Source organism: Achromobacter sp. CSND-B12, assembly GCF_052906545.1.
Map to the genome: position 1 here is coordinate 1,603,645 of NZ_JBREGJ010000001.1, position 23,649 is coordinate 1,627,293.

Sequence of the window (23,649 nt, forward strand, 5' to 3'; positions counted from 1 at the left end):
CGGCACCGGCCCGGCGGCCACGGCCGGGCCGCGCTTCAGCGGTGATCGTGCGAATGCACCTGCAGCGCTTCCAGGAAGCGCGACACCATGTTGTAGGCCGCCACGGTGGCGGTCAATTCCACGATCAGCTTTTCCGATCCCATGGCGGCGCGAGCCGCCTGGAACACCGGCTCGGGCACCTGCACGTGGCGCGTCATGGCATCGGTGTAGGCCAGCACCGCGCGCTCGCGCTCGCTGAACAGGGTCGACGCCTCCCAGTCGGGCAAGGCGTCCAGCTGGGCTTGTGACACGCCCTCTTTCAGCGCGATCGGCGCATGCTGGTCGGCCTCGTAGGGCGCGCCGTTGATCGCCGCCACCCGCATGATCACCAATTCGCGGATGTCGCCCGGCAGGGTCGACAACTGCCGGATCGAGGTCAGGTAGTTGAGCCAGCCGCCGGCCACGGCCGGGCTGTGCAGCAACATCTGGTACAAGTGCAGCACGCTGCCGCGCTCGGCGACGATACGGTCGACCAGGGGTCGCGCTTCGGGATGGGACAGATCGGCGTAGGGAAGACGCGCCATGGAAACTCCGGAATAATCCGGCCGCTTGCGCCAAACGGCCAGAGGGATGGTGGACGTCCAAAAAACGAGGCGGCGCGCGCCAAAATCCCCGACGCTGCATATGCACACATTCGCAAGAACTTTGACATAATGACAACACATTGCGCACCTCCAGGACAAGCCTAGAATGAATGCGCCACCCCAGTCCCATCCGCCTGTCACGCTCGCGAACTGCGACAGCGAACCGATTCACGTCCCGGGCGCGATCCAGCCCCTGGGCGCGTTGCTTGCCTTCGATGCCGCGGGCGTGTTGCGCTACGCCAGCGAAAACGCCCCGCAGGTGCTCGGGATGCCGGTCGCATTGGGCTATCGCTGCGATCCGGCTTCGCCGCCGCCGGGCCTGGCGCGGAACCTGCCGGGCTGGCTGTCCCAGGACGATCCCGTCTTCGATCCGCTCAGCATCTCGCTGGACGGGCACGCCTACGACGTCATCGCCCACCGCAACACCGACGACCTGACGCTGATCGAACTCGAGCGCCGCGGCAACGACGCCGGCATCGCCGATCCCGCGCTGATCTACCGCAGCATCGAGCGCGTGCGGGCGCAGCGCGACATCGCCGGCCTGCTGGAGCGCGCCGTCCAAGAGGTACAACGCGCCACCGGCTTCGACCGCGTCATGGCCTATCGCTTCCATCCCGACGACAGCGGCGAGATCGTGGCCGAGCGGCGCGGCGATCCCGCGCTCGAAGGCTGGGTCGGGCGCCGCTATCCCGCCGGCGACATTCCGGCCCAGGCGCGTCGCCTGTACACCGTGAATACTTTGCGCCAGATCGCCGACGGCCAGTACCAGCCGGTGCGGGTGCTGGCGCAGGACGGCATCGACGCGCCGCTCGACATGAGCTTCTCGGTGCTGCGCAGCGTATCGCCGGTGCATCTGGAATACATGGCAAACATGGGCGTGCGCGCCACCATGAGCCTGTCGCTGGTGATCGGCGGCAGGCTCTGGGGCATGATCGCGTGCCACCACCATTCGCCGCGCCTGGTCCCCTACCCGGCCCGGCTGGCCTGCGAGGCGCTGACACAGGTGCTGTCCGCGGCGCTGGCGACCATCGAAGGCAACGACCGCGCCGCGCAAACACGGCGCAATGTCGCGCTGGTCAGCCGGTTGACCGAGCGCGCATCGGATTCCGAAAACATCCACCAGGCCCTTTCCGGCGGGCCGGAAACGCCCGCCTCGCTGATCGCCAACGACGCCGCGCTGTGCCTGTGGGGCAACAGCGTCACGGTGTTCGGGGGCATCGCGCCGCGCGGCGAACTTGCCGGCATCCTGTGCGCGCTGGACCAGAGCGGGCAACGTTTGGTCCACACCAACCACATCGCGCGCGACTATCCCGAGCTGCAGACCGACCTGGTGCCCTATGCGGGCCTGCTGGCGTGCAAGTTCGATCCCATGAACAACGGCTGGCTGATCTGGTTGCGGCGCGAACAGATCGAGACCGTGGTGTGGGGCGGCAAACCCGAAAAGCAATACGCGGTGGGCAACCTGGGGCCGCGCCTGACCCCGCGCGGCTCGTTCGAGGCCTGGCGCGAGGTCATGCGCGACACCAGCCCGCCCTGGCTGCCGGCCGAACTCGAGGCGGCCGACAACTTGCGCGACGAGCTGTCGCACATTGCCACCAGCCGCGCCGCCGACGTCGACCGCGCCCGCACCGCGCTGCTGGCGATGCTGGGCCATGACCTGCGCGATCCGCTGCAATCGATTTCCATGGCGGCCACGCTGCTTTCGCGGACCGACGCCGGCGCGCGCATGGGCGAGCGCATCCGCTATTCCAGCGGACGCATGCAGCGGCTGATCTCGCAGGTGCTGGATCTTTCCCGGCTGCAGGGCGGCATGGGGTTAGGCATCGAAAAGCGCGAATGCCGCCTGTCCGACCTCTTGAACGGCCTGATCGAGGAAAAGCGCCAGGCCTATCCCGGCCTGCTCATCGAGCCGGACGTGCACCCCGACCTGGTGCTGACGGCCGACACCGACCGCATCGCCCAGGTGGTCACCAACCTGATGAGCAACGCCCGCCAGCATGGCGCGCCGCGCATGCCGATCCACGTCAGCGCGATGCCGCGTGGCGACACCATCGAACTTACCGTGGCCAACCATGGCGCGCCGATCCCCGACGACGTCATGGCGCACCTGTTCTCACCCTTCAAGCCCGAATCCCTGGGCCATTCGCGCAACCGCAACGGCCTCGGGCTCGGCCTGTACATCGCCGAACAGGTGGTGCGCGACCACCAGGGCGAGATCGCCGTCGACTGCCGCGACGGCCTGGTCATTTTCACCGTTACCCTGCCGCGCGACCAGGATGCGCCGCGGGTCCCCGAATCTGGAGACATCCCTTGAACGACGAGCGCGCCCTACGCGTCCTGCTGGTTGACGACAATGAAATGGGCTCGGAACTGCTGGCCGAATTCCTGGCGCTGTCCGGCCTGGAGGCGCGCTGCGCGGGTACCGGCGAAGACGCGCTGCGGCAGGCCGCCACGTTCGCCCCCGAAGCAGTACTGGTTGACATCCTGCTTCCCGACATGGACGGCTACGAGCTGGCCCGCCGGCTGCGCGAGCGCAATGTGTCATCGCGCATCTACGCCCTGAGCGGCCTGGCGCGGCATGAACGGCACGAAGACGCCTCCGCCCTGTTCGATGGCTGGATCGAAAAGCCTGCCGACCCCGATGCGCTGCTGACCGTGCTGCGCCAGGCGGGCTGACATCGCCATGCAAGTCGATATATCCGCCCAGGCGCTGGCCGCGCAAGGCGTACGGCTGAAGGTGCTGGCGCAGATATTCCCGGTGCTGCGCCACGAGGCCATCGCGCCGCTATCGAATGCCACCTTGGCGGCGGCCATGCTGAGCCACGCGCCTGAAGACGCGGATGCCGAGGCACGGCAGCAGCGCTGCGAACGGCTGGCCGGAGACCTCAACGACATGCTGGAAGACAGCGTCAGCGTGATCCGCGACCTGGACCAGTGGTTCAGCGACAACGGCGCGACGCTGCCGCTGGCGACGCTGCTCAAGGAATGCCGCAAGCTGCTGTTCTCGCAATTGATGTGGTCCAAGCGCCGGGTCCGCTGGCCCGAGGACCCGGGCGCGCTCGAACTGCCCGCTTTCACCAGCCGTTATCTGCTCATGGCCTGGCTGCTGTGCTTGGTGGCCTGGCTGCCTGAAGGCGCCGAAGTGGAGCTTGACACGGCCGACCCATCGGCATGGCATGCCCGCTTCACCGTGCCCGCGCAGGCGCCGGACGGAGCCGCGCTGTTCGACACGCGGGACATCGAATGGCTGGCCGCCGACTCAGGCTGGCGCTTCGAGCGGCAGCCGCAGAGTTGGTCGTTGCACCGCGCCGCCTCGGGCAAGGAACCCGCATGATCTCCCCGGTGCACCAATTCCTGCGCGATGGCACCCGCGACCGCCACGAGGCCCTGGATCAGGGACTGGCGCTGGCCGATGGCAACGTCAGTCCGGCCCGCTATGTGGCGTATCTGCGCGCCATGCTGGGCTGGCTTGAACCGGTCGAAAACCGGCTGTGGCAACTGGACTGGCCCGCCGCGCTGCGGGCCGAAGACAGGGACGGCAAGAGCGCGCTGATCCGCGCCGACCTGCGGGCGGCGGGCGACAGCGCGCCGGTTCCGCAATGCCCTGATGCGCCGCGCCCGCGGGCGGCCGACGCCTATGCGCTGGGCGTGGCGTACGTGGTGGAAGGTTCGCAACTGGGAGGACGCTTCCTGGCCAAGCGGCTCGAGACGCTGGCGCCGCCGCTGCCGCTAGGCTACCTGCGCGGCTACGGCGACGACGTCGGGCCGCTGTGGAAGGGGTTCCTGCTGCACCTGGACGAGGCGGCCCAAGGTCACGAAACGCAGGCGCTGCGTGGCGCGCAGGATGCCTTCGACAGCCTGGCCGCCTGGCTGCGCGAACAGCGTGCCCTGCGGGCTGCAGGCTAGCGCCCCCCCCCCGGGACCAGCCCGCGCGGCAGACCGGAAGCGGCTCAGATCTTTTCTGTTTCGCCCGACTTCGGCTGCCACTTCATCAGGCGCTTTTCACCGATCCCGACAATGTAGTCGAGTACCAGCGCGAACGCCGTCAGCACCACGATGCCCGCGAAAACCGTATTGACGTCGAAGGTGCCTTCGGCCTGCAGGATCAGGTAGCCGACCCCGCTGGCCGAGCCCAGGTATTCCCCGACCACCGCGCCGACGAAGGCCAGGCCCACCGAGGTGTGCAGGCTCGAGAACACCCAGCTTGTGGCCGACGGCAGGTAGACGTGGCGCAGCAGCTGGCGCTGGCGCGCGCCCAGCATGCGGGCATTGTCGAGCAGGGTCGGGCTGACCTCGCGCACGCCCTGGTAGACGTTGAAGAAGACGATGAAGAACACCAGCGTCACCGCCAGCGCCACCTTGGACCAGATGCCAAGCCCGAACCACATGCCGAAGATCGGCGCCAGGATCACGCGCGGCATCGAATTGGCCGCCTTGATGTAGGGATCGAGAATCGCGCTGGCGCGTGGCGAAAGCCCCAGCCACAGGCCGAAGGCCAGGCCGGCGATGGTGCCGATGAAGAAGGCCAGCACGGTTTCGGTCAGCGTGACCCACAGGTGGGTGTAGATGTCGGCGTTGGTGACGAACCAGGCCCAGATGCGGCCCCACACCTTGAGGGGTTCGCCGAAGAAGAACGCCACCTTGGGATCGCGCGAGGCAAAGTGCCACACGCCCAGGATGACGACCAGCAGCAGCAACTGCCAGAAGCGCAGGCTGGCGGAGCCTGGTTTGAACGACTTGGACATGGTCAGGGCCTGTTCATGGGGAAGCGGGCGTGGCCGGGATCAGGCACGGCCTCAGGCCCGCTTCTGTTGTTGGGCGTAGCCCTTGAGCACTTCCTCGCGCAGCACGGCCCAGATGGCCGCGTGCAGTTCGACGAAGCGCAGGTTGTTGCGCACCTCGGCCACGTCGCGCGGACGCGGCAGGTCGATGGCGAATTCGCCGATCGGATGCGTGCCCGGCCCGGCCGACAGCACCACCACGCGGTCGCTCATGGCGATGGCTTCATCCAGGTCATGGGTGATGAACAGCACCGCCTTGCGCTTGGCCATCCACAGGTCCAGGACCTCGTTTTCCATCAGCTGGCGCGTCTGGATGTCGAGCGCCGAGAACGGCTCGTCCATCAGGATGATGTCGGGATCGCGGATCAGCGTCTGCGCCAGCATGGCGCGCTTGCGCATGCCGCCGGACATCTGATGCGGATAGCGGCTCTCGAAGCCGCCCAGGCCGACGCGGCGCATCCAGTCGCGGCCGCGCTCGAGGGCCTCGACACGCGGCACGCCGGCGAAATCCAGCCCGGCCACCACGTTGTCGAGCGCGCTGCGCCAGGGCAGCAGCGCCTCGCCCTGGAACATGTAGCCAGCACGCGAATTGATGCCCGACAGCGGCTGGCCGAACACGTTGACCTGCCCCGACGACGGCGCCAGCAGGCCGGCGCTGACGTTGAGCAGGGTGGACTTGCCGCAGCCCGTCGGCCCCACCACCGACACGAACTCGCCCGGCGCGATGGCCAGGCTGGTGTCGCTGACGGCGGTGTAGCGCTGCGAGCGGTCGTCGCGGGAGACGAAGGTGCAGCTGATGTTTTCCAGCGAAAGCGCGGCTTCAGCCATTGGGGTACTTCTCGTTGGCGCGGCGCGCGAAGTCGTTGGTCCAGACCTTGGACGGATCGATCTTGGCGCCGTCGAAGTCCGCCTGGTAGGCGGCCAGGGCCTTGAGCGCGGTGGCGGCGCCGTCCTCGGGGATCAGGCCGTCAGGCGACAGGCCTTCGAGGCTCTTGCCGATGGCGGCCTTGTACACCGCCGGGTCGCCCAGCAGGTAGGTCTCGGGCACGACCTTGGCGATCTCGTCCGGGCCTGCCTTCTGGATCCACTTGTCGGCGCGCACCATGGCGTTGGTGAGCGCCTGCACGGTATTGGGATTGGCGTCGATGAACGCCTGCGGCGCATACAGGCAGCCCGCGGGCATGTTGCCGCCGAAGATGTCCTGCGTGTCCTTGAGCGTGCGGGTGTCGACGATGATCTGGATGTCGCCCGGCATTTCCAGCATCGACACCACCGGGTCGGTGTTGGAGATGGCGTCGATCTGGCCGCTGCGCAGCGCGGTCACCGCGCCGGCGCCAGCGCCCACGCCGATGATCGACACGTCCGAAGCCTTCAGGCCGTGCTTGGCCAGGAAGAAGCTGACCACCATGTTGGTGGACGAGCCCGGCGCGGTCACGCCGATCTTCTTGCCCTTGAGGTCGGCGGGGCCCTTGTAATTGGGCAGGTTCTTCTTGGACACGCCCACGCCGATCATCGGTGCGCGGCCCTGCAGCACGAAGGCGCGGTAGGCCTGGCCCTTCGATTGCATCGACAGCGTGTGCTCGAAGGCGCCCGAAACCACGTCGGCGCTGCCGCCCACCACGGCCTGCAGGGCCTTGGAACCGCCGGCGAAGTCGGCGATGGAGACGTCCAGGCCCTCGTCCTTGAAGTAACCGCGCGCCTCGGCGATGGACAGCGGCAGGTAGTAGATCAGGGGTTTGCCGCCCACGGCGATCTGGACCTTGGTCTTTTCCAGCTTCTGGGCGCGCACGATGGCGGGGGCCATGCCCATGACACCGGCGGCGCCGGCCATCTTGAGCAGATCACGACGTGTGACTGACATGTGTTGTCTCCTTGGGTGCGGGGATACCGATAGCGCCGGTCTGCGCCAGCTTGTCGATAGCCGCTGAATCATACCCCAGCGATTTCAGGACTTCCTCGGTATGTTCCCCTAATGACGGACCGATCCAGCGGGTGCCGCCCGGGGTTTCCGAGAGCTTGGGCACCACCGCCGGCAGCTTGACCGGACTGCCGTCGGCGAAGTGGTGCTGTTCGATCATGCGGCGCGCCAGGAACTGCGGATCCGTGAACATGTCGGCCACGCTGTAGATCTTGCCGACCGGCACGTCGGCCGCCTTCAGGGTGTTGAGCGCCTCCTCGATGCCGCGGCCATCGCACCATTGCTGGATGGCGCCATCGATCTCGGCGACGCGGCGGGCGCGGCCGTCGTTGCGCACCAGGTCCGGATCCGAGGCCAGGTCGTCGCGGCCGATGGCCAGCATCAGGCGGTGGAAGATCGCATCGCCGTTGCCGGCGATGACGATGTTCTGGCCGTCGCGCGTGGTGTAGGTATTGGACGGCACGATGCCGGGCAACGCGCCGCCGGTGCGTTCGCGCACCACGCCGGCCACGTCATACTCGGGCACCAGGCTTTCCATCATGTTGAACACGGCCTCGTACAGGGCGACGTCGACCATCTGGCCCTGTCCCGCCTGGCACCCTTCGCCCTGCACGCCGTTCCAGCGGCCGCCGGTGGCGTCGCGGTGGCGCAGCGCCATCATCGCGCCGATCACGCCATGCAGCGCGGCGATCGAATCGCCGATCGAGATGCCGACCCGCAGCGGCGGGCGGTCCGGGTGGCCGGACACGTAGCGCAGGCCGCCCATGGATTCGCCGATGGCGCCGAAGCCCGGCTGGTCCTTCATCGGGCCGGTCTGGCCATAGCCGGACAGGCGCACCATGATCAGCGCCGGATTGATGGCGCGCAGCTGTTCATAGCCCAGGCCCCACTTCTCCAGCACGCCGGGACGGTAGTTCTCGACCACCACGTCTGCGTCCAGCGCCAGCCTGCGGGCGATTTCACGAGCCTCGGGATGCTTGAGGTTGAGGGCGATGGATTGCTTGTTGCGGGCCTGCACGGTCCACCACAGCGAATTGCCTTCGTGCAGGTGGCGCCAGCTGCGAATGGGGTCGCCGCCGCCGGTCCCGTCGGGGCCGTGCGGCGTTTCCACCTTGATGACGTCGGCGCCGAATTCGCCGAAGATGCGCGCGGCGAACGGGCCGGCGATGAGCGTGCCGAGTTCCAGGACCTTCAGGCCGGTCAGGGCTGACATGTTGGTTGTCTTCCTCTCGTGGAGGCCGCGCCGGCGCGGGCGGGCCGTTTTTCCAATGCCCGCCGGTACATTGCCGGCGCGCTATTGTGGGGCGTGTCAGGTGGTCTTGCGCTCCATCAGCGCCCAGGCGATGGTGCCGGCGTCCACGTATTCCAGCTCGCTGCCGGCCGGCACGCCCCGCGCCAGGCGCGTGACCCGCAGGCCACGCTCGCCCAGGGCCTCGCCCAGGAAATGCGCGGTGGTCTCGCCTTCGGCGGTGAAGTTGGTGGCCAGGATGACCTCCTGCACCACGCCGTCGGTGGCGCGGCGTATGACCCGGTCGAAATCCAGTTCGCGCGGGCCGATGCCCTCCAGCGGCGCCACCCGACCCATCAGCACGTAGTACAAGCCGCGGTAGCCGTGGCTGGACTCGATCATGTTCTGATCGGCCGGCGTCTCGACGATGCACAGCAGCGAGGGATCGCGCTTGGGATTGGCGCAGGTCGCGCACACATCCTCTTCGGCGAAGCTGTTGCAGCGCGAGCAATGGCGCAGATCGCGCACCGCGCCCGCCAGCGCGCGTCCGAGCATATCGGCGCCCTGGGGATCGTGCTGCAACAGGTGATAGGCCATGCGTCGCGCGGAACGCACACCCACGCCGGGCAGGCGCCGCAGCGCCTCGATCAGCGAGACCAGCGGTTCGGGTTCGGGCAGTAGAGGGTCCATGACACGACGGCAACTTGCGGACGGCAAAGGCCGCGCCGCCCGGGGCGGCGGCGGCCGGAACGTTCGATCAGAACGGCAGCTTCATGCCCGGGGGCAGCGGCATGCCGGCGGTGACGGACGCCATCTTTTCCTGGGAGGTGGCCTCGGCCTTGCGCAGCGCGTCGTTGAAGGCGGCGGCGACCAGGTCTTCCAGCATGTCCTTGTCGTCGGCCAGCAGCGACGGATCGATCTCGACGCGCTTGACGTCGTGGCGGCAGGTCATGGTGACCTTGACCAGGCCGCCGCCGGAGGCGCCTTCGACCTGGATCTCGGCCAGCGCGTCCTGCGCCTTCTTCATGTTTTCCTGCATCTGCTGCGCCTGGCGCATCAGGCCGGCCAGTTGTCCTTTCATCATGATGGAGCTTCCTTGAACGAGGGAATGTAGGGATTTGCCGGCGCGTTACGCGGCGGCGGAAGGAGAGTCGACGTGGCGGATCGAACCGGCCACGACATGGGCGCCGAAGTCCGCCACCAGCGCCTGCACGAAGGGATCGACGGCGACCGCGTCCTCGGCGGCCTGCTGGCGCGCCGCGCGTTCGGCCTGGGCCACGGCGTGGGCCGTGGCTTCACCGACCGCGCCGACGTCCACGTCCAGCCGGATGCCCTGGCCGAAGTGTTCGCACAGCACCGTCTGCAGGCGCACGCGGCTTTCGCTTTCGGCCAGCGTCTTGACGGCCACGCGCAGGATGATGGCATCGCCCTGCACGCCGGCCCATTCGCTCTGGCGCGCCAGTTCGGCGGCCAGGCCGGTGACCGGCAGGCGCGCGGCCAGTTCGGGCCAGGCGGCGGAGGTCATGTCGGCCAGGCGCGCGCGCGACTGGCGCTTGCGGGCCGGGGCCGGGCCTTCGCGCCGGGCCGGCGCCGCGGAAGGCGCGGGCGCGGACGATGGCGCGCTGGCCAGCGTTTCGAAATCGTCGTCGGGGTCGGACGTGAAGCCGCCGTCGGGCGCGAAGCCAGCATCAGGCACGAAGCCGCCTTCGGCCTCGAACGGGATTTCCTCATCGACCCAGGACGGCGGACCGTCGTCATCGGCGGCCGGCGCGACCGCGGCGGCCGCGGGCGTCACGGCCAGCGGGGCCGACTTGGCGGGCACCGGGGCCGCGGAGACGGCAGGAGTGTCCGTGGCGGGGGCATGCGGGGCGGGCGCTTGCGCGACGGCGGGAGCGGCGCTGGGCAATGCCGTCTTGGCCGGAGCGCCTGCGGCTGCGGCATTCGCGGGGGACGCCGGCTGGGCAGTGGCTGCGGCGGCCTGGGCGGCATCCGCGGCGGCGGGAGCGTCTTCCCAAGGCGGCACGCTGGCAGCGGCCGGCTGGGCGGGCGCGACAGGTGCGGCGGGCGCGGTGACAGGCGCCGCGGCCATCGGCGCAGGCGCGGCGGCCGGAACCGGCGCGACGTTCGCTTGCGGCGCGCTCACAGGCACGGATGGCGCGGGTGCCGCCGGTTGCGCCGCCTGCGCGGGCCGTTCCACCGCAGGAGCGGCGGCGACCGGCGCCGCATGCGGCGGCTGCGCGGCGGCCACGGCGGGTTCGGCCGTCTGGCGGGCCGGCGTGGCGGGGGCCTCGATGGCGGTCTGCGGACCGGCGTCACCGTTGAGCGCCAGCATGCGCAGGCACGCCATGATGAAACCGGCGTACTCGTCCGGCGCCAGCGTCAGTTCGCCGCGGCTGTGCACCGCCACCGAGTAGAACAGTTGCACCGCGTCGGGATGCAGGGTCTGCGCCAGGCGGGCGATGTCGGCCACCAGCGGATCCTCGGCCGGCGTCACGCCGGACACGCGTTGCTCGATGGCGACGCGTGACAGCAGCACCGCCAGGTCGGCCAGCGCGCCGGCGTACGACAGGCCGCGCGTGGCGAGTTCGTCGGCCACCGCCAGCACACCCTTGGCGTCGCCGGTGGACAGCGCGTCCAGCAGGCGCACCAGGTGGCGCTGGTCGATGGTGCCGAGCATGCCGCGCACGGCGTCTTCGGTCAGGTTGCCGGCGCTGTAGGCAATGGCCTGGTCGGTCAGCGACAACGCATCGCGCATGGAACCCGACGCGGCCTGGCCGATCAGGCGCAGGGCCGGCACTTCGAAGCCGACCTGCTCTTCGCCCAGCACCGCCTGCAGGTGGCCCACGATGGAGTCGGCCGGCATCTGCTTCAGATTGAATTGCAGGCAGCGCGACAGCACCGTGACCGGGATCTTCTGCGGGTCGGTGGTGGCGAGGATGAATTTGACGTGCGGCGGCGGCTCTTCCAGCGTCTTGAGCATCGCGTTGAACGCGTGCCCGGTGAGCATGTGCACTTCGTCGATCATGTAGACCTTGAAGCGGCCCGCGCCCGGCGCGTAGACGGCCTGCTCCAGCAGCTGGGTCATTTCCTCGACGCCGCGGTTCGAGGCCGCGTCCAGTTCGAGATAGTCGACGAAACGGCCGGCATCGATCTCGGTGCAGGCGCGACAGACGCCGCAGGGCTTGGAGGTGATGCCGGTTTCGCAGTTGAGCGATTTGGCCAGGATGCGCGACAGCGTGGTCTTGCCGACGCCGCGGGTGCCGGTGAACAGCCAGGCGTGATGCAGGCGCTGGGTGTCGAGCGCATGCGTCAGCGCGCGCACCACGTGATCCTGTCCCACGAGGGTATCGAACGATCGCGGCCGCCACTTGCGGGCCAGTACCAGATAAGTCATGGCGGGATTGTAGAGCCTTTGCAAGAGCCTATGCGATTGCCGGCGCGAAATGCAAAGGGGACGGAATCATCTTCCGGGGAAATCCCCTTGGAAAACAACCCCGTCCCCTTTGCGAAAACCGGTTGGCGAGCCTTACTCCGGCACTGACCCTAAACGACTATGGCTGCTTCGTTCCCGACCTGACCAGGTTCACCGTCGAACCATGCGAAGGGGCCCGCCAAGCAAGATTCTAGCAGAGCTTCGCGTTGCTCGCTCGGCTAGCCTCTTGCTTGGCGGGCCCCGAGGGGCTGTATGTGTGCCCCTCCACGGCCCTCCCCCCTAGGGGAGGGAGGAAGACTTTGCTTCGCTTGTCTTGGGGGCTCGCTTCGCTTTGCCTTGCTTTACGCTGCTTTGCCTTGGCGGGTTATAGGTCTATCAGGCCCGGGCGCGAGGGAAGCAGAGCTTCGCGTTGCTCGCTCGGCTAGCCTCTTGCTTGGCGGGCCCCGAGGGGCTGTATGTGCGCCCCCTCCCCGGCCCTCCCCCCCGAGGGGAGGGAGGAAGACGTTGCTTCGCTTGTCTTGGGGGCTCGCTTCGCTTTGCCTTGCTTTACGCTGCTTTGCCTTGGCGGGTTATAGGTCTATCAGGCTCGGGCGCGAGGGAAGCAGAGCTTCGCGTTGCTCGCTCGGCTAGCCTCTTGCTTGGCGGGCCCCGGGGGGCAGTGTGTGTGCCCCTCCACGGCCCTCCCCCCTAGGGGAGGGAGGAAGACTTTGCTTCGCTTGTCTTGGGGGCTCGCTTCGCTTTGCCTTGCTTTACGCTGCTTTGCCTTGGCGGGTTATAGGTCTATCAGGCCCGGGCGCGAGGGAAGCAGAGCTTCGCGTTGCTCGCTCGGCTAGCCTCTTGCTTGGCGGGCCCCGAGGGGCTGTATGTGCGCCCCCTCCCCGGCCCTCCCCCCCGAGGGGAGGGAGGAAGACGTTGCTTCGCTTGTCTTGGGGGCTCGCTTCGCTTTGCCTTGCTTCTTTTTTATAGGTCGATCCAGGCGCGGGCGCGGGGGAAGTAGAGGGCGGCGCGGGCTTTGCGGCCGTCCAGGGCGGTGACTTGGGCGCAGTAGCGCAGGAGTTGGTCGCCGTGGCGTTGGCGCATGCGTTGGGCGAAGGCGGCGGGGGATTCGTTGGGTTGGGGGCGGCCTGTTTTGTAGTCGACGATCAGCCAGCCGTCTTCGGTGCTCAGGGCCAGGTCGATGACGGAGACCTTGCCGGCGGCGTCGATGAGCGGCCATTCGCGGCGGGCGCCGGATTGGGACAGGAGCCAGAGGCCACGGTCGTCGGCCAGAGTGGACTGGAGGGTATCCAGGACGGCTTCGGCAGCGGTATCGGCCTGGCTGGCGGGGATGCCGGCGCGGGTCAGTTGACGGCGCATGGCGGGCAGGCGGTGGGCCAGGGCCTCGGCTGGCCAGGCGGCGATGCCGTCCTGGCCGATGCGGGCCAGCCAGGCGTGGGCCAGGGTGCCGATGGCGGCGTCGTAGCCGGATTCGAGTTGCCAGGCGGGATGCTCGGCGCTGTCGCCCCAGGCGCCGCGCGCGGCCGCGGCGAAGCCGGGGCTGATGGCGATATCGGCCTGGCGCGCCAGTTGCGCCAGGCCGTCGCGATGCACGCGGCGCAGGGGCTCGCCTTGCCATTCAGGGCCGTCGTCGCGGGGTTCGGCGCTATCGCCGTCCGTCGCGGGCGGCACGGGTGTTGTCAGGCAGGGCCAGAGGCGGCCCAGCAGGCTGGCGGAGGACGGTGTCTTGGCCTGGCCGGTGGCTTCGTCGATGGCGACGTGGCCAACCAGATGCAGGCGCTTGCGGGCGCGGGTGGCGGCCACGTACAGCAGGCGGTCGATTTCGTAGGAAGCGCGGCGCGCCTCGCGCGCGCCGAGGTAGCGCGACACGGGGTCGGCCTCGGTCTCGGCGCGCGGCTTGACCGGGCCGAACAGCACCCGCCCGCCGCTTTGCTCGAAGCGCACCAGCGGCGGCTGGTCGCCGCGCGGAGCGCGATGCAGGCCGTAAAGGATGACGGTTTCGAACTGCAGGCCCTTGGACTTGTGCATGGTCATGATCTCGACGGCGGCCTCTTCGTCGGCCGCATCCGGCGCCGCGAACAGCCGCGCGATGCCGGCGTCCAGCGCGGCCGGATCGATGGCGCCGTGCGGCGCCAGGCGCTCGACCAGCTGGAACAGGCTTTCGGCGTCATTGGCCACCGACGGCCCGCTGTAGAGCGCGGGACCGCCCAGGCGGCGCCACAGCGTCTCGATCCAGGCCGCGAACGGCATGGCGCCCGAGGCGTTGCGCGAGTCCAGCAGCACCGCCGCCACCTGCCGCAGGCGGGCGTATTCATCGGGATGCAGCAAAGCCTCGGCCGAAAGCCGCGCGCCGGCATCGTCCGGCGGCAACGCCCCCTGCGCCGGATTCTCGGTGTCGTCGAACAGCGAGCCCTGCCGCGACGCGGCTGGGACCGTGGCCGAGACGGCCCGCACCGGCGGGGTGTCGGCGGGCCGGGCCGGCGCGGGGCGCAACAACCGCTCCAGCAGCACCGGCACCGGCGTGACGTGGTCGGCGCCGAACAGGCGCTGCAACGATTCCAGCGTCAGGCCGCAGAACGGCGCCCGCAGCACCGACAGCCAGGCCAGCCGGTCGCCCGGGTGGGACAGCGCCCGCACCAACTGCACCAGGTCCGCCACCACCGGCCGCAACGCCAGCGGCACCAGGTCCACCGCGCGGCAGCGGATGCCCTCCTGCGCCAGCCGGCGCGTGAGGTTGCCAAGGTGGCTGCGGGCCCGCACCAGGATGGCGACCGGATGCTTGCTGCCCGCGTGGTCTGCCAACGCCTGGCGCACCAGGCCGACCGCGATATTCTCGGCCTGCTCCTCCGCCGGAACGCCGCCGCCGCGCGACCAGGCGGGATGAAAGCGCACCGCCGGATCCGGCAGGGTCTCGTGGAACGCGCTGGACGGGCTGTACTTGATGGCGCCCGCGGCGGCGTCGCTGCGCTTGGGCAGCAATTGCGCGAACGATTCGTTGACCCAGTCGACGATGCCCGCCTGCGAACGGAAATTGTCGGTGAGGTTGAGAAAGCCGGGCTGGAGTTCCCCCACGCCCCGCTGCGCCACTTCCAGGAACAGGCCCACTTCCGCCTTGCGGAAACGGTAGATCGACTGCATCGGGTCGCCCACCAGGAACAACGTGCGGCCATCTCCCGCCTGCCAGCCGGAGGTCAACGTTTTCAACAGATCCAGCTGCGTCTGGCTGGTGTCCTGGAATTCGTCGATCAGCAGATGGCGGATGGACGCATCCAGCTTGAGCAGCAGTTCGCCGGGATCGTCGGCGCTGCCCAGCGCCGCGGCGGCGCGTTGCGAGATCTCGATGAAATCGACCTCGCCGGTATCGGCGAAGCGCAGCCGCAGCTGCGCCACGGCCAGCGCCAGCGTCATCAGCTGCGCGCCCAGCACTTCCCACTGGGCATCGCTCAATCGCGGCGCGGGGATATCGCGCACGGCAGCCAGGCGCCGCACCCACGGGGCGTCGCCGTCGGCGCTCTCGAGCCAGGCGACGAAGGGTTCCTTATGCGCACACTTGGCGGGAAAGCCCAGGTTCTTGTTGACGGTCTTGCGCAGCGACCCGGTGCCGGTCAGCAGCAGATGGGCCACGGCGCGCCACTGGTCCAGCGCCTCGGCGTCGGCCGGCAGTTCGTCGGTCCAGTCGCGCAGCGGCGCCAGCCGGTCGTCTTCGCCGCCGTCCTGCAACTGGGCCGCGGCCAGCCGCGCGGGACCGCACAGCGCTTCGGCCCAGCCAAGCGGCATGGCCTCGCACAGCGCGTCCAGGTCCTCGCCGATGGCTTCGGCCAGCGTTTCTTCCAGGGCCTCGCGGTCGGAGCCGTGGCGCAGCAGCGGCAGCCACTGGTCGCGCTGGCCAAGCATGTCGGCGATGGCGTCCTTGGCGGCCTGCACGTCCACGTCCATGTGCTGCAACAGGATGCGCACCGCGTCGTAGTCGTCCGCCAGGTCGAGCGTGGCGCGAGCCGCGGCTTCGTAATGCGCGCGCGCGTCGTCGGTGATCTCGGGCATGCCGCCCAATTCGGACAGCCACGGCATGCTGCGCACCAGGCCGGCGCAGAACGAGTCGATGGTACGGATGGCCAGGCGCGCGGGGTGGTCCAGCAAATGCCACTGCTGCGCGTCGTTGCGCGCCAGCGCGGCGCGCGCCAGGTCCCAGCTGCGGCGTTCGTGCGCGGCCTCGGGCGGCGCGTCCAGCCCGCGGCGCAGCTTGCTGAGCACGCGCGCATGCATCTCGGACGCGGCCTTGCGCGTGAAGGTGATGGCGACGATTTCCTCGGGGCGGTTGACGGTGGCCAGCAGCGCCAGGATGCGGTCGGTCAGCAGCTCGGTCTTGCCGGAGCCGGCGGGGGCCTGCACCAGGAACGAGCGGGCGGGGTCCAGCGCGGCCGCGCGCGCGGCGTGGTCCTGGGGCTGGCGTTCGACATCGGCCATGGCTCAGGCGTCCTCATCGTCCAGGTGCAAGCGCAGGAACGGCAGCGCATCGCAGTATTTCAGGTCGTCGCGGCGATAGGCGACGTTGGCGGCGTAGCCCGCCACGTATTCATCGGCCAGCGACTCGATCGCGGCGCGCCAGCGCTGGCGGATCTCGGGCCAGGGCAAGCCATCGAAATACTTGCTCTCGGCCGCCAGCGTCACGCCTTCCATGCCCAGGTCTTCGTCGGCCAGGCCCTGCGCCGCCACCTGGCGAGCGTGGATCTGGGCCAGCACCAGGCCGGCCACCTCGCCGCCAGCGGCATCGGCCAGCACCGAGGCATAGAACGGCAACTGCACGTTGACGGGACGGCTGCGCGACCAATCCGGCTCGGGCTTGGCGGCGGCCACCCCGGTCTTGTAGTCGACGATGACGTTGCGGCCATCGGCCAGCGTGTCGATGCGGTCCAGCCGCAGCTTCAGGTGCAGCGCGCCATGGCGCCATTGGTGATTCTTCTCGACCTGCGCCACCGCGAACGGCAGGCGTTGCGCCTCCATGTCGAGCCACGCCGCCAGCACCGTCCTGGCGCGCGCGCATTCCAGCGCCTTCAGGGCCGGCGCGTATTCCTGGAGCTCCTCGTCCGCCGCCTGCGCCACCGCCTGTTCCAGCAGCGCCGGCAGGCGCCCCTGCGCCAGCGTTTCATGCAGGGCATCCTGGTCGGGCAGCATGCCCCACACCAGCTCGAGCGCCTTGTGCAGGAACTGGCCGCGCACGTTCACCGTGGCCGCGTCGGCATAGGGCGCCAGTTCGCGCCCGCCCAGCCGATGCCGCACGAAGGCCCACAAGGGGTTGCGCGCCTGCGTGTCGAGCACGTCCAGGCCGCCGCCGCCGCGGTCATCGGCCGCCAGCGGCGGTCCGCGCATATCGTCCAGCGATTCCTGCGGCAGGGCGGCCACGGCCGCGACCGGCGCCGGCCGCCAGTCGGTGGGGGCAGCAGCGGCGATCAGCGGCGACGGCCGCAGTTCGCGTTCGCCGTCCATGTGCGCATGGCTGACGATCACCTGCGGCGCGCAACGGCACAACGCCGCGTAGATGCCCTCGGCCCATTCGCGTTCGCGTTCGGGCGTGGCGCGCGGCGCCTTGGCCTGGCGCAGCACCGCCAGGGGCAGCAACGGATTCGGCTTGGGCGAGGCAGGCAGCACGTCGTCGGTCAGGCCCAGTATCCAGATACCGTCCCAGAAGCCGCCTTCGGCTTCCAGCAGGCCCAGCACGTCGAGCCGCGCCGAGGGATCGCGCTGCGGCTGGAACGAAGCCGAGCGCGCCACGCTCTGCAGCAGATTGACCGCCGCCACGCCGCCCAGCTTGCCGGCGGCGGGCGCCAGCGCGGAGAAACCGCCCAGGGCTTCTCCCAGCGCCCCCAGCGCCTGGTAGCCGACACTGTCCAGCACGCCTTCGCCGGGAAAGCCCAGCGCCGTCAACGCCGCTTTCATGCGCAGCATCCAGACGTCGCAAGACGCGCGGGCGCCACCGCGCGTCCAGATTTCCATGGCCTGGTCCCAGGCCTGCGCCAACGGCGGCAAGGCCGCCAGTTGCTTGCGCCACTCGGCCGCGCCGACATGGACCTGCCCGCGACGACGCCAGCGCGCGTCGATGGCGGCCAGGCGCGCGCGTTCGCTGACGTCGCCCGCGCAGTGCCCCGCCAGCAGGGCCGCGCCCAGCACCTCGACGGCGCAGCCCTTGCCGGCCGCGCATTCGGCCAGCGCCCGCAGCCAGGCCAGCGCCGCGCGCGCCATCGGCCATTCGTCGAGCGGGCGGCCCACGGCCACGTTGAAGGCGAATGCCGGCGCGCCATCGCGGCCGGCCAGCGCCTGGCTCAGGATGCGGCGCGCGAACGGCGACTCGGCCTCGAGCTGCGGCGAAACGATGGCGTAGCGGCCGGTGGGATGCTGTGCCAGCTGGCCCGCGGCCCATTCGGCCGCCGCGCGCCATTCGGCGCCGTGGTCGGCCGCCTCGAAGCGCCGCGGCGTGGCCGGCGCGCGCTGGGTATCGCGCCATTGCGCGATCAGGCAGCCCTGGTCTTCGAAGGCGCGCAGCAGGCGCCGGAAACGCGGCGACAGATCGGTGAAGCCGGCCAGCACCAGCTGCCCGGGAACGGCCAGCTGGCCGTCTTCGAGCGCCCGCAACACCCGCGCATAACCCTGGTTCGCGTCTTCGGCGTCGATGGCGGCCAGCGCCTTGCGGTAGCGCTGGCGCCAGCGGGCGAAGCCGCGGTACTCATCGGTATCGGCGCCGGACGGCACCTGCAGTGTCCATTCGTCCATCAGCAGGTCGGCGTCCATCGACAGGCGGGCGGCCTGGCTGGCATCGAGCAGCACGCGCTCGGCTTCTTCGGCGCGGATGGCCTCGGTCCAGACCAGCTGCGTGGCGAAGCTGTCGAGGCGATAGGCCGGCACGTCCTCGTCGTCCTCGAACGCCAGTTCGTTGGCGGACTCGGCCAGCCAGGCGGACAGGGGCAGGATGCGCGGCAGTTCGCTGACCTGGCGTTCCTGGCGCAACAGCCCGGCCAGCTCGAGCGTGAGCCGGCGCGACAGGCGGTTGTTGACCGTCAGCACCAGCAGGTCGGCGGCGGGCATGGCGCCGATTTCGGGCAGGCTGAGGTCAGGATGGGAAAGCGGGTCGTCCTGCATGGAAAGGCGAAGAATCGTTCACCGCCGTAGGATACCGCGAGGCCGCCGCGCCAGCGCGGCTAAAAACCGCACAGCGAAGCCAGGTTTTCCCAGTGGATCTGCATCTCGGGCGTGGTGTAGCCCCAGAAGGCCAGGCCCAGCACCAGCGCCAGTGCCGTCCAGCCCAGCAGCCGCCAGCCGCGATGGCGGCGGGCGGGCGTGGGAGCAGGCCGGGCGTTCATGGCGGGTTGCGACCTGTCAGGCTGCGGCCGGCTGCGCCAGCGGCTGTTCGCGCACCGGCAGGCACAGCAAGGCCGCGGCCACCGCCAGCGCCACGCCGAGCCACCAGACCAGGTCGTAGTTGCCGGTCTTGGCATAGGCGTAGCCGCCCAGCCAGACACCGATGAAGCTGCCGACCTGGTGCCCCAGGAAGACGATGCCGGACAGGGTCGCCGCATAGCGCAGGCCATAGATCTGGCCGATCAGCCCCTGCGTCAGCGGCACGGTGCCGAGCCAGAACAGCCCCATCCAGGCCGCGAACGCATACAGCACCCACGGCGACAGGGGCATCCACAGCAGCAGCAGGATGCCGAATGCGCGCATGCCGTAGACCACCGCGAGCAGCCGCTTCTTGCTGTACTTGCCGCCCAGCTTGCCGGCGTAGAACGACCCCAGCACGTTGAACAGCCCGATGAGCGCGATCGCGGTGGCGCCCTGCCCCGGCGTCAGGCCGCCGTCGGTGACGTAGGCCGGCAGGTGCAGCGTGATGAAGGCCGTGTGGAAGCCACAGACGAAATAGCTCCAGAACAGGAAGTGGAACGACGGGTGCCGCACCGCCTGGCGCACCGCCGCCGCCAGCGACTGCTGCGGCCCGCCGTGGGCCTGCGGCCGGCCGCGCAGGAAATAGGCCAGCGGCGCGGCGCATGCCACGAACAGCGACAACGCCCACAGCGCGCCCGGCCAGTCCAGGCCGGTGATCAGCGCCTGGCCGGTCGGCACCACGGCGAACTGGCCGAGCGAGCCGCCGGCGCTGGCAATGCCCATGGCCGTGCTGCGGTAGGCCGGCGGCACCACGCGCGCCACCACCGGCAGGATCACGGGGAACGTCGTGCCGGCCTGCCCCAGGCCGACCAGCACGCCGGCGCTCAGGTACAGCGTGGTTTCGTCCGTGGCAAAGCGCGTGCCGATCATGCCCAGCATGTACAGCACCGCGCCCAGCGCGATGGTGCGGCCGGAGCCATGGCGGTCGGCCAGGATGCCCATGAAGATGCAGGCCACGCCCCACACCAGGTTCTGCAGCGCGAAGGCCATGGAAAACACATCGCGGCCCCACCCGTGGGCCAGGCCCATGGGCTGCATGAACAGGCCAAAGGTGGCGCGCACGCCCATGGCAAGCAGCACCACCAGGGTACCCAGGATGATGGTGCGCACGTAACGCGTATCGGTAGTGCTGGACATGATTGTTCTTATTGATGGGGGAAAGGCGCCCCCTCCTCGGGACGGCCGGGCCTTGGGCCAGACGCGCACATCATAAACAAATAACCTGGCGCGACCGGCAATACCCGCGTCGGCGCATCGCGCATGGCGTGCTCGACGCGCCCGCTGGCGTGCCACGCAAAATATAGTTGATTTTATCAACCATATATTCCAGAATGGGTTTTTCCCTCTTCTGATCAGCCATGACTCTGCAAACCCCGCTGACCCGCCTGTTGGGCACGCGCTATCCCATCATCCAGGGCGGCATGAGCTGGGCCTCGTCGAACGCGGCGCTGGCGCTGGCGGTGTCGCGCGCCGGCGGGCTCGGCGTGATCGCCGCCGGCCCGATGTACCCCGAGGCGCTGCTGGCCGCCATCCGCGAGGTCCGCGCCGGCACCGACGCGCCCTACGCGGTCAACATCCCGCTCTACAACAAGCGCGCGCAGGAACACATGGACATCGCGCTGGCCGAAGGCGTGCCGGTCATCATCGCCTCGCAGGGCGGGCCGCAGAAGCACATCGGCCGCGCGCGCGAGGCGGGCGTCAAATGGCTGCAGGTCATCGCCAGCCCCGAGCATGCCGCCAAGGCCGAAGCGGCCGGCGTGGACGCGGTGATCGCCGTCGGCCTGGAGGCCGGCGGCCATCCCGGCCCCGATGAAATCGGCCTGCAAGTGCTGCTGCGCTCGGTGGCGCGGCGCGTGTCGGTGCCGGTGGTGGCGGCTGGCGGCATCGCCGACGGCGCCGGCATCGCGGCCGCGCTGTGCCTGGGCGCCGCGGGCGCGCAACTGGGCACCCGGTTCCTGCTGACGCCCGAGGCCGGCGTGTGCGATGCCTACAAGGACGCGGTGCTGGCGGCCGGCGTGGCCGACACCACGCTGGTGGGGCGCGGCCGCTCGCCGGTGCGCATGCTGCGCAACGCCTTCGCCCGCGACTACCTTGCGGCCGAGCGCGGCGGCGACGAGGCCATGCTGGAGACGATGTTCGCCGGCAGTTCCCTCAAGCAGGCAGCCTTCGACGGCGACGTGCAGGGCGGCAAGGTCGAGGCCGGCCAGAGCGCCGGATTGATCGACAGCCTGCAGCCGGCCGGCGCCGTGATGGAGCAACTGGTGGCGGAAACGCGCGACGCGCTCAGGCGCGTGGCGGCGCTGGCGGGTTGACGGCGAAGCGCCGCCGTCGGTCGGCGCGGGACATCCGACGCCGGCTCAACGCCGGCGCAGCCTGGGCGTTGTCTTTCAGGCACTCGCTTCCCAAGGGTTCACGAGGCGGACCCCGCAACCGGAAAAATCGGACACGTTTCGCGTAACGAGCGTCATCCCGTGCACCAGCGCGGTAGCCGCGATGAAGGCATCCCGTTCCGGACGCAGATCCGGCACATGCAACCTGGCGCAACGCAACGACACGGCCGCATCGAGCGGCAGCGTCCGGTTGGAGAATTCCGGCAGGACGCGATCGCGCATCCAGGCCCGCAGGCGCGCGCCCTGGTCGGCATCCCGCCGCTCCATGCGCAGGATGCCGATTTCGATTTCCATGAGCGTGATCGCCGAAACGTAGAAGTTCACCGCGTCCTCGTTCGAGAACCAGGCGATCACGTTCCTGTCCGCCTTGCCGTCGCCGGCTTTGCGCAGCTCGGACAGCACATTGGTATCCAGCAGGAACATCAGTCGACGTCCGCGGGACGGGGCAGCTCGCGTGAGCGCGGGGCATCGAGATCGATGCCGGCAAGGCCCGGCATGGACAATGCGCTGACGAGATTTCGTTTTTGGCCGACCAGGCGCCAGTATTCCTCGATGCCGAGCAGGACGTGGGATGGCTTGCCGCGGTCCGTGATGAACACCGGGCCATGCAGGGCCGCCTTCTTGGCGCGGGTCACGTCCTGATTGAGTTCCCGGCTGGACAGTGTGGTGATAGACATGATGCATCCCCTGATCCTTACAAATAACATAGTAATGTTACTACATAGAAAGCAATGAAACAACCCCGGCAGCCAGGGCCACCGGGAGATTTTCCCGCTCATCAGGATCCGACCAGGGCGGCAAACCGTCATTCCGGCCGCCGGAACCGTCCTATTTCTTCATCAACCCCGCCGCCTGCACCAGCTTGCGCATGGCGGCCTGGTCCTTCTCGACGAAGGCGGTGGCCTCCGCCGGCGTCATGTTCCACAGATCCACCCCTTGCGCCTGCATCAGCTTGCTGTATTCAGGATCGGCGTTGATCTTGGCCACCGCATCGTTCAGACGCTGGAGGATTTCCGGCGGCGTGCCCTTGGGCGCGGCCAGGCTGTACCAGGACGCCGACTCCGCGCCCTTCACCCCGGATTCGGCCAGGGTCGGCACATCCGGCAACAACGGCGAGCGCTGGCCGTTGGCGTAGGCCAGCGCCTTGAGCCGGCCGCTACGGATGAACTGCAGGCTGGCGGCCAGGTTCAGCACCGCCATGTCCACCTGGCCGCCCACCAGGTCATTGATGGCGGGCGCCGCGCCGCTGTAGGGGATGTGGACGATGTCCACGCCGGCGCGTTCGCGGAACAGTTCGGCGCCCAGGTGGGGCGAGCTGCCCGGCCCGGCCGAGGCATAGTTGATGCGGCCCGGTTCCTTGCGCGCCATCGCGATCAATTGTTCGACGCTGTCGGCCTTGAGCGTGGGCCGCACCACCAGCATGTTGGGCTGGTTGGCGACGATCGAGACGAAGGCGAAGTCCTTGATGCCGTCGTACGGCGTCTGCTGCATCAGCGGCGTCACCACGTGGGCGGCCGAGGTGCCGAGCAACAGCGTGTAGCCGTCCGGCTTGGCCCGCGCCACGAAGTTGGCGCCGATGGCCGCGCCGCCACCGGCCTTGTTCTCGACGATGATGGTCTTGCCCAACTGCTTTTCCAGCTCGCGCGCCAGCGCCCGCCCCAGCACGTCGGCGGGACCGCCGGCGGCATACGGGTTGACCAGCGTGATCGGCTGCGAGGGATAGGAATCGGCGGCGACGACAGGGGCGCACAACGCGCCCGCCACCGCCACGCCGCACAGCAGGCGCTTGAGAGTCTTCATGGTTTGTCTCCTGGGATATTTGTGTTTTATGCGTGGTGCGGGGAAAGG

Annotated in this window: 20 protein-coding genes and 1 other RNA gene; 5 read left to right on the plus strand and 16 right to left on the minus strand. The window is 69.4% G+C overall.

The window, feature by feature from the left end; translation table 11 throughout:
* Positions 1-35 precede the first annotated feature (35 nt).
* Positions 36-563, minus strand: a complete 528-nt coding sequence (locus ACUTAG_RS07425) for a carboxymuconolactone decarboxylase family protein (RefSeq protein WP_020926777.1) — start codon at positions 561-563, stop codon at positions 36-38.
* Positions 564-729: 166 nt separating this feature from the next.
* Here ACUTAG_RS07425 and ACUTAG_RS07430 point away from each other — a divergent pair, with 166 nt between their 5' ends.
* The 4 genes from ACUTAG_RS07430 to ACUTAG_RS07445 are packed head-to-tail and all read left to right on the plus strand — an operon-like array spanning position 730 to position 4,529.
* Entirely contained in the window at positions 730-2,937 is a 2,208-nt protein-coding gene (locus tag ACUTAG_RS07430; protein WP_148319210.1) for an ATP-binding protein, read from the plus strand.
* On the plus strand, positions 2,934-3,299 hold the full coding sequence (locus tag ACUTAG_RS07435; protein ID WP_020926775.1) for a response regulator: 366 nt from the start codon (positions 2,934-2,936) through the stop codon (positions 3,297-3,299). Before ACUTAG_RS07430 ends, ACUTAG_RS07435 begins: the two co-directional genes overlap by 4 nt.
* A 7-nt stretch (positions 3,300-3,306) precedes the next feature.
* Positions 3,307-3,957, plus strand: coding sequence for a hypothetical protein (locus ACUTAG_RS07440; protein WP_020926774.1), 651 nt, complete (start codon positions 3,307-3,309; stop codon positions 3,955-3,957).
* Entirely contained in the window at positions 3,954-4,529 is a 576-nt protein-coding gene (locus tag ACUTAG_RS07445; RefSeq protein ID WP_020926773.1) for a biliverdin-producing heme oxygenase, read from the plus strand. The genes ACUTAG_RS07440 and ACUTAG_RS07445 overlap by 4 nt, the downstream gene beginning before the upstream one ends.
* A 44-nt stretch (positions 4,530-4,573) precedes the next feature.
* Here the strand turns inward: ACUTAG_RS07445 and ACUTAG_RS07450 are convergent, their stop codons facing one another.
* The 12 genes from ACUTAG_RS07450 to ACUTAG_RS07505 form a co-directional block, all read right to left on the minus strand.
* Positions 4,574-5,368, minus strand: a complete 795-nt coding sequence (locus ACUTAG_RS07450) for an ABC transporter permease (RefSeq protein WP_020926772.1) — start codon at positions 5,366-5,368, stop codon at positions 4,574-4,576.
* 51 nt (positions 5,369-5,419) lie between these two features.
* Positions 5,420-6,232, minus strand: a complete 813-nt coding sequence (locus tag ACUTAG_RS07455; RefSeq protein WP_148319212.1) for an ABC transporter ATP-binding protein — start codon at positions 6,230-6,232, stop codon at positions 5,420-5,422.
* The gene (locus ACUTAG_RS07460) at positions 6,225-7,265 is read right to left on the minus strand and encodes an ABC transporter substrate-binding protein (RefSeq protein ID WP_020926770.1); all 1,041 of its coding nucleotides are present in this window, start codon (positions 7,263-7,265) and stop codon (positions 6,225-6,227) included. Before ACUTAG_RS07460 ends, ACUTAG_RS07455 begins: the two co-directional genes overlap by 8 nt.
* Positions 7,246-8,535: a CaiB/BaiF CoA transferase family protein gene (locus ACUTAG_RS07465; RefSeq protein WP_006385498.1), complete on the minus strand. Its 1,290-nt coding sequence runs from the start codon at positions 8,533-8,535 to the stop codon at positions 7,246-7,248. The genes ACUTAG_RS07460 and ACUTAG_RS07465 overlap by 20 nt, the downstream gene beginning before the upstream one ends.
* Positions 8,536-8,631: 96 nt before the next feature.
* On the minus strand, positions 8,632-9,240 hold the full coding sequence (recR, locus tag ACUTAG_RS07470) for a recombination mediator RecR (protein ID WP_006385499.1): 609 nt from the start codon (positions 9,238-9,240) through the stop codon (positions 8,632-8,634).
* Between the two features lie 67 nt (positions 9,241-9,307).
* A complete protein-coding gene (locus ACUTAG_RS07475; RefSeq protein ID WP_006385500.1) occupies positions 9,308-9,634 on the minus strand; it encodes a YbaB/EbfC family nucleoid-associated protein in 327 nt (108 codons plus the stop codon).
* Between the two features lie 45 nt (positions 9,635-9,679).
* Positions 9,680-11,944, minus strand: a complete 2,265-nt coding sequence (locus ACUTAG_RS07480; RefSeq protein ID WP_446650085.1) for a DNA polymerase III subunit gamma/tau — start codon at positions 11,942-11,944, stop codon at positions 9,680-9,682.
* 121 nt (positions 11,945-12,065) lie between these two features.
* Positions 12,066-12,163, minus strand: an RNA gene (gene ffs / locus ACUTAG_RS07485) — signal recognition particle sRNA small type.
* A gap of 780 nt (positions 12,164-12,943) precedes the next feature.
* Positions 12,944-16,444: a UvrD-helicase domain-containing protein gene (locus tag ACUTAG_RS07490; protein ID WP_148319216.1), complete on the minus strand. Its 3,501-nt coding sequence runs from the start codon at positions 16,442-16,444 to the stop codon at positions 12,944-12,946.
* A 3-nt stretch (positions 16,445-16,447) separates the two neighbouring features.
* Positions 16,448-19,111: a PD-(D/E)XK nuclease family protein gene (locus ACUTAG_RS07495; RefSeq protein ID WP_054499107.1), complete on the minus strand. Its 2,664-nt coding sequence runs from the start codon at positions 19,109-19,111 to the stop codon at positions 16,448-16,450.
* 59 nt (positions 19,112-19,170) lie between these two features.
* Positions 19,171-19,332 carry a hypothetical protein gene (locus tag ACUTAG_RS07500; protein WP_006385506.1) on the minus strand — a complete coding sequence of 54 codons (162 nt, stop codon included), beginning with the start codon at positions 19,330-19,332 and terminating at the stop codon, positions 19,171-19,173.
* A 16-nt stretch (positions 19,333-19,348) separates the two neighbouring features.
* Positions 19,349-20,548, minus strand: a complete 1,200-nt coding sequence (locus ACUTAG_RS07505) for an MFS transporter (RefSeq protein WP_006385507.1) — start codon at positions 20,546-20,548, stop codon at positions 19,349-19,351.
* Between the two features lie 221 nt (positions 20,549-20,769).
* Between ACUTAG_RS07505 and ACUTAG_RS07510 the strand changes: the two genes are divergently transcribed.
* On the plus strand, positions 20,770-21,723 hold the full coding sequence (locus tag ACUTAG_RS07510; protein WP_024070109.1) for an NAD(P)H-dependent flavin oxidoreductase: 954 nt from the start codon (positions 20,770-20,772) through the stop codon (positions 21,721-21,723).
* Between the two features lie 75 nt (positions 21,724-21,798).
* On the opposite strand, the gene ACUTAG_RS07515 is transcribed toward ACUTAG_RS07510, so the two are convergent.
* The 3 genes from ACUTAG_RS07515 to ACUTAG_RS07525 form a co-directional block, all read right to left on the minus strand.
* Positions 21,799-22,227, minus strand: a complete 429-nt coding sequence (locus ACUTAG_RS07515) for a type II toxin-antitoxin system VapC family toxin (protein ID WP_035181958.1) — start codon at positions 22,225-22,227, stop codon at positions 21,799-21,801.
* A complete protein-coding gene (locus ACUTAG_RS07520; RefSeq protein ID WP_006385511.1) occupies positions 22,224-22,478 on the minus strand; it encodes a type II toxin-antitoxin system prevent-host-death family antitoxin in 255 nt (84 codons plus the stop codon). The genes ACUTAG_RS07515 and ACUTAG_RS07520 overlap by 4 nt, the downstream gene beginning before the upstream one ends.
* Positions 22,479-22,629: 151 nt before the next feature.
* Positions 22,630-23,601 (minus strand): Bug family tripartite tricarboxylate transporter substrate binding protein, encoded by a 972-nt coding sequence (locus tag ACUTAG_RS07525; protein WP_049053909.1) that lies wholly within the window; start codon positions 23,599-23,601, stop codon positions 22,630-22,632.
* Positions 23,602-23,649 lie beyond the last annotated feature (48 nt).

Coding starts and splice junctions, on each gene's coding strand:
- ACUTAG_RS07425 (WP_020926777.1), bottom strand. CDS start 563: ATGGCGCGTCTTCCCTACGCCGATCTGTCCCATCCCGAAGCGCGACCC.
- ACUTAG_RS07430 (WP_148319210.1), top strand. CDS start 730: ATGAATGCGCCACCCCAGTCCCATCCGCCTGTCACGCTCGCGAACTGC.
- ACUTAG_RS07440 (WP_020926774.1), top strand. CDS start 3,307: ATGCAAGTCGATATATCCGCCCAGGCGCTGGCCGCGCAAGGCGTACGG.
- ACUTAG_RS07445 (WP_020926773.1), top strand. CDS start 3,954: ATGATCTCCCCGGTGCACCAATTCCTGCGCGATGGCACCCGCGACCGC.
- ACUTAG_RS07450 (WP_020926772.1), bottom strand. CDS start 5,368: ATGTCCAAGTCGTTCAAACCAGGCTCCGCCAGCCTGCGCTTCTGGCAG.
- ACUTAG_RS07455 (WP_148319212.1), bottom strand. CDS start 6,232: ATGGCTGAAGCCGCGCTTTCGCTGGAAAACATCAGCTGCACCTTCGTC.
- ACUTAG_RS07460 (WP_020926770.1), bottom strand. CDS start 7,265: ATGTCAGTCACACGTCGTGATCTGCTCAAGATGGCCGGCGCCGCCGGT.
- ACUTAG_RS07465 (WP_006385498.1), bottom strand. CDS start 8,535: ATGTCAGCCCTGACCGGCCTGAAGGTCCTGGAACTCGGCACGCTCATC.
- recR (WP_006385499.1), bottom strand. CDS start 9,240: ATGGACCCTCTACTGCCCGAACCCGAACCGCTGGTCTCGCTGATCGAG.
- ACUTAG_RS07475 (WP_006385500.1), bottom strand. CDS start 9,634: ATGATGAAAGGACAACTGGCCGGCCTGATGCGCCAGGCGCAGCAGATG.
- ACUTAG_RS07480 (WP_446650085.1), bottom strand. CDS start 11,944: ATGACTTATCTGGTACTGGCCCGCAAGTGGCGGCCGCGATCGTTCGAT.
- ACUTAG_RS07490 (WP_148319216.1), bottom strand. CDS start 16,444: ATGGCCGATGTCGAACGCCAGCCCCAGGACCACGCCGCGCGCGCGGCC.
- ACUTAG_RS07495 (WP_054499107.1), bottom strand. CDS start 19,111: ATGCAGGACGACCCGCTTTCCCATCCTGACCTCAGCCTGCCCGAAATC.
- ACUTAG_RS07500 (WP_006385506.1), bottom strand. CDS start 19,332: ATGAACGCCCGGCCTGCTCCCACGCCCGCCCGCCGCCATCGCGGCTGG.
- ACUTAG_RS07505 (WP_006385507.1), bottom strand. CDS start 20,548: ATGTCCAGCACTACCGATACGCGTTACGTGCGCACCATCATCCTGGGT.
- ACUTAG_RS07510 (WP_024070109.1), top strand. CDS start 20,770: ATGACTCTGCAAACCCCGCTGACCCGCCTGTTGGGCACGCGCTATCCC.
- ACUTAG_RS07520 (WP_006385511.1), bottom strand. CDS start 22,478: ATGTCTATCACCACACTGTCCAGCCGGGAACTCAATCAGGACGTGACC.
- ACUTAG_RS07525 (WP_049053909.1), bottom strand. CDS start 23,601: ATGAAGACTCTCAAGCGCCTGCTGTGCGGCGTGGCGGTGGCGGGCGCG.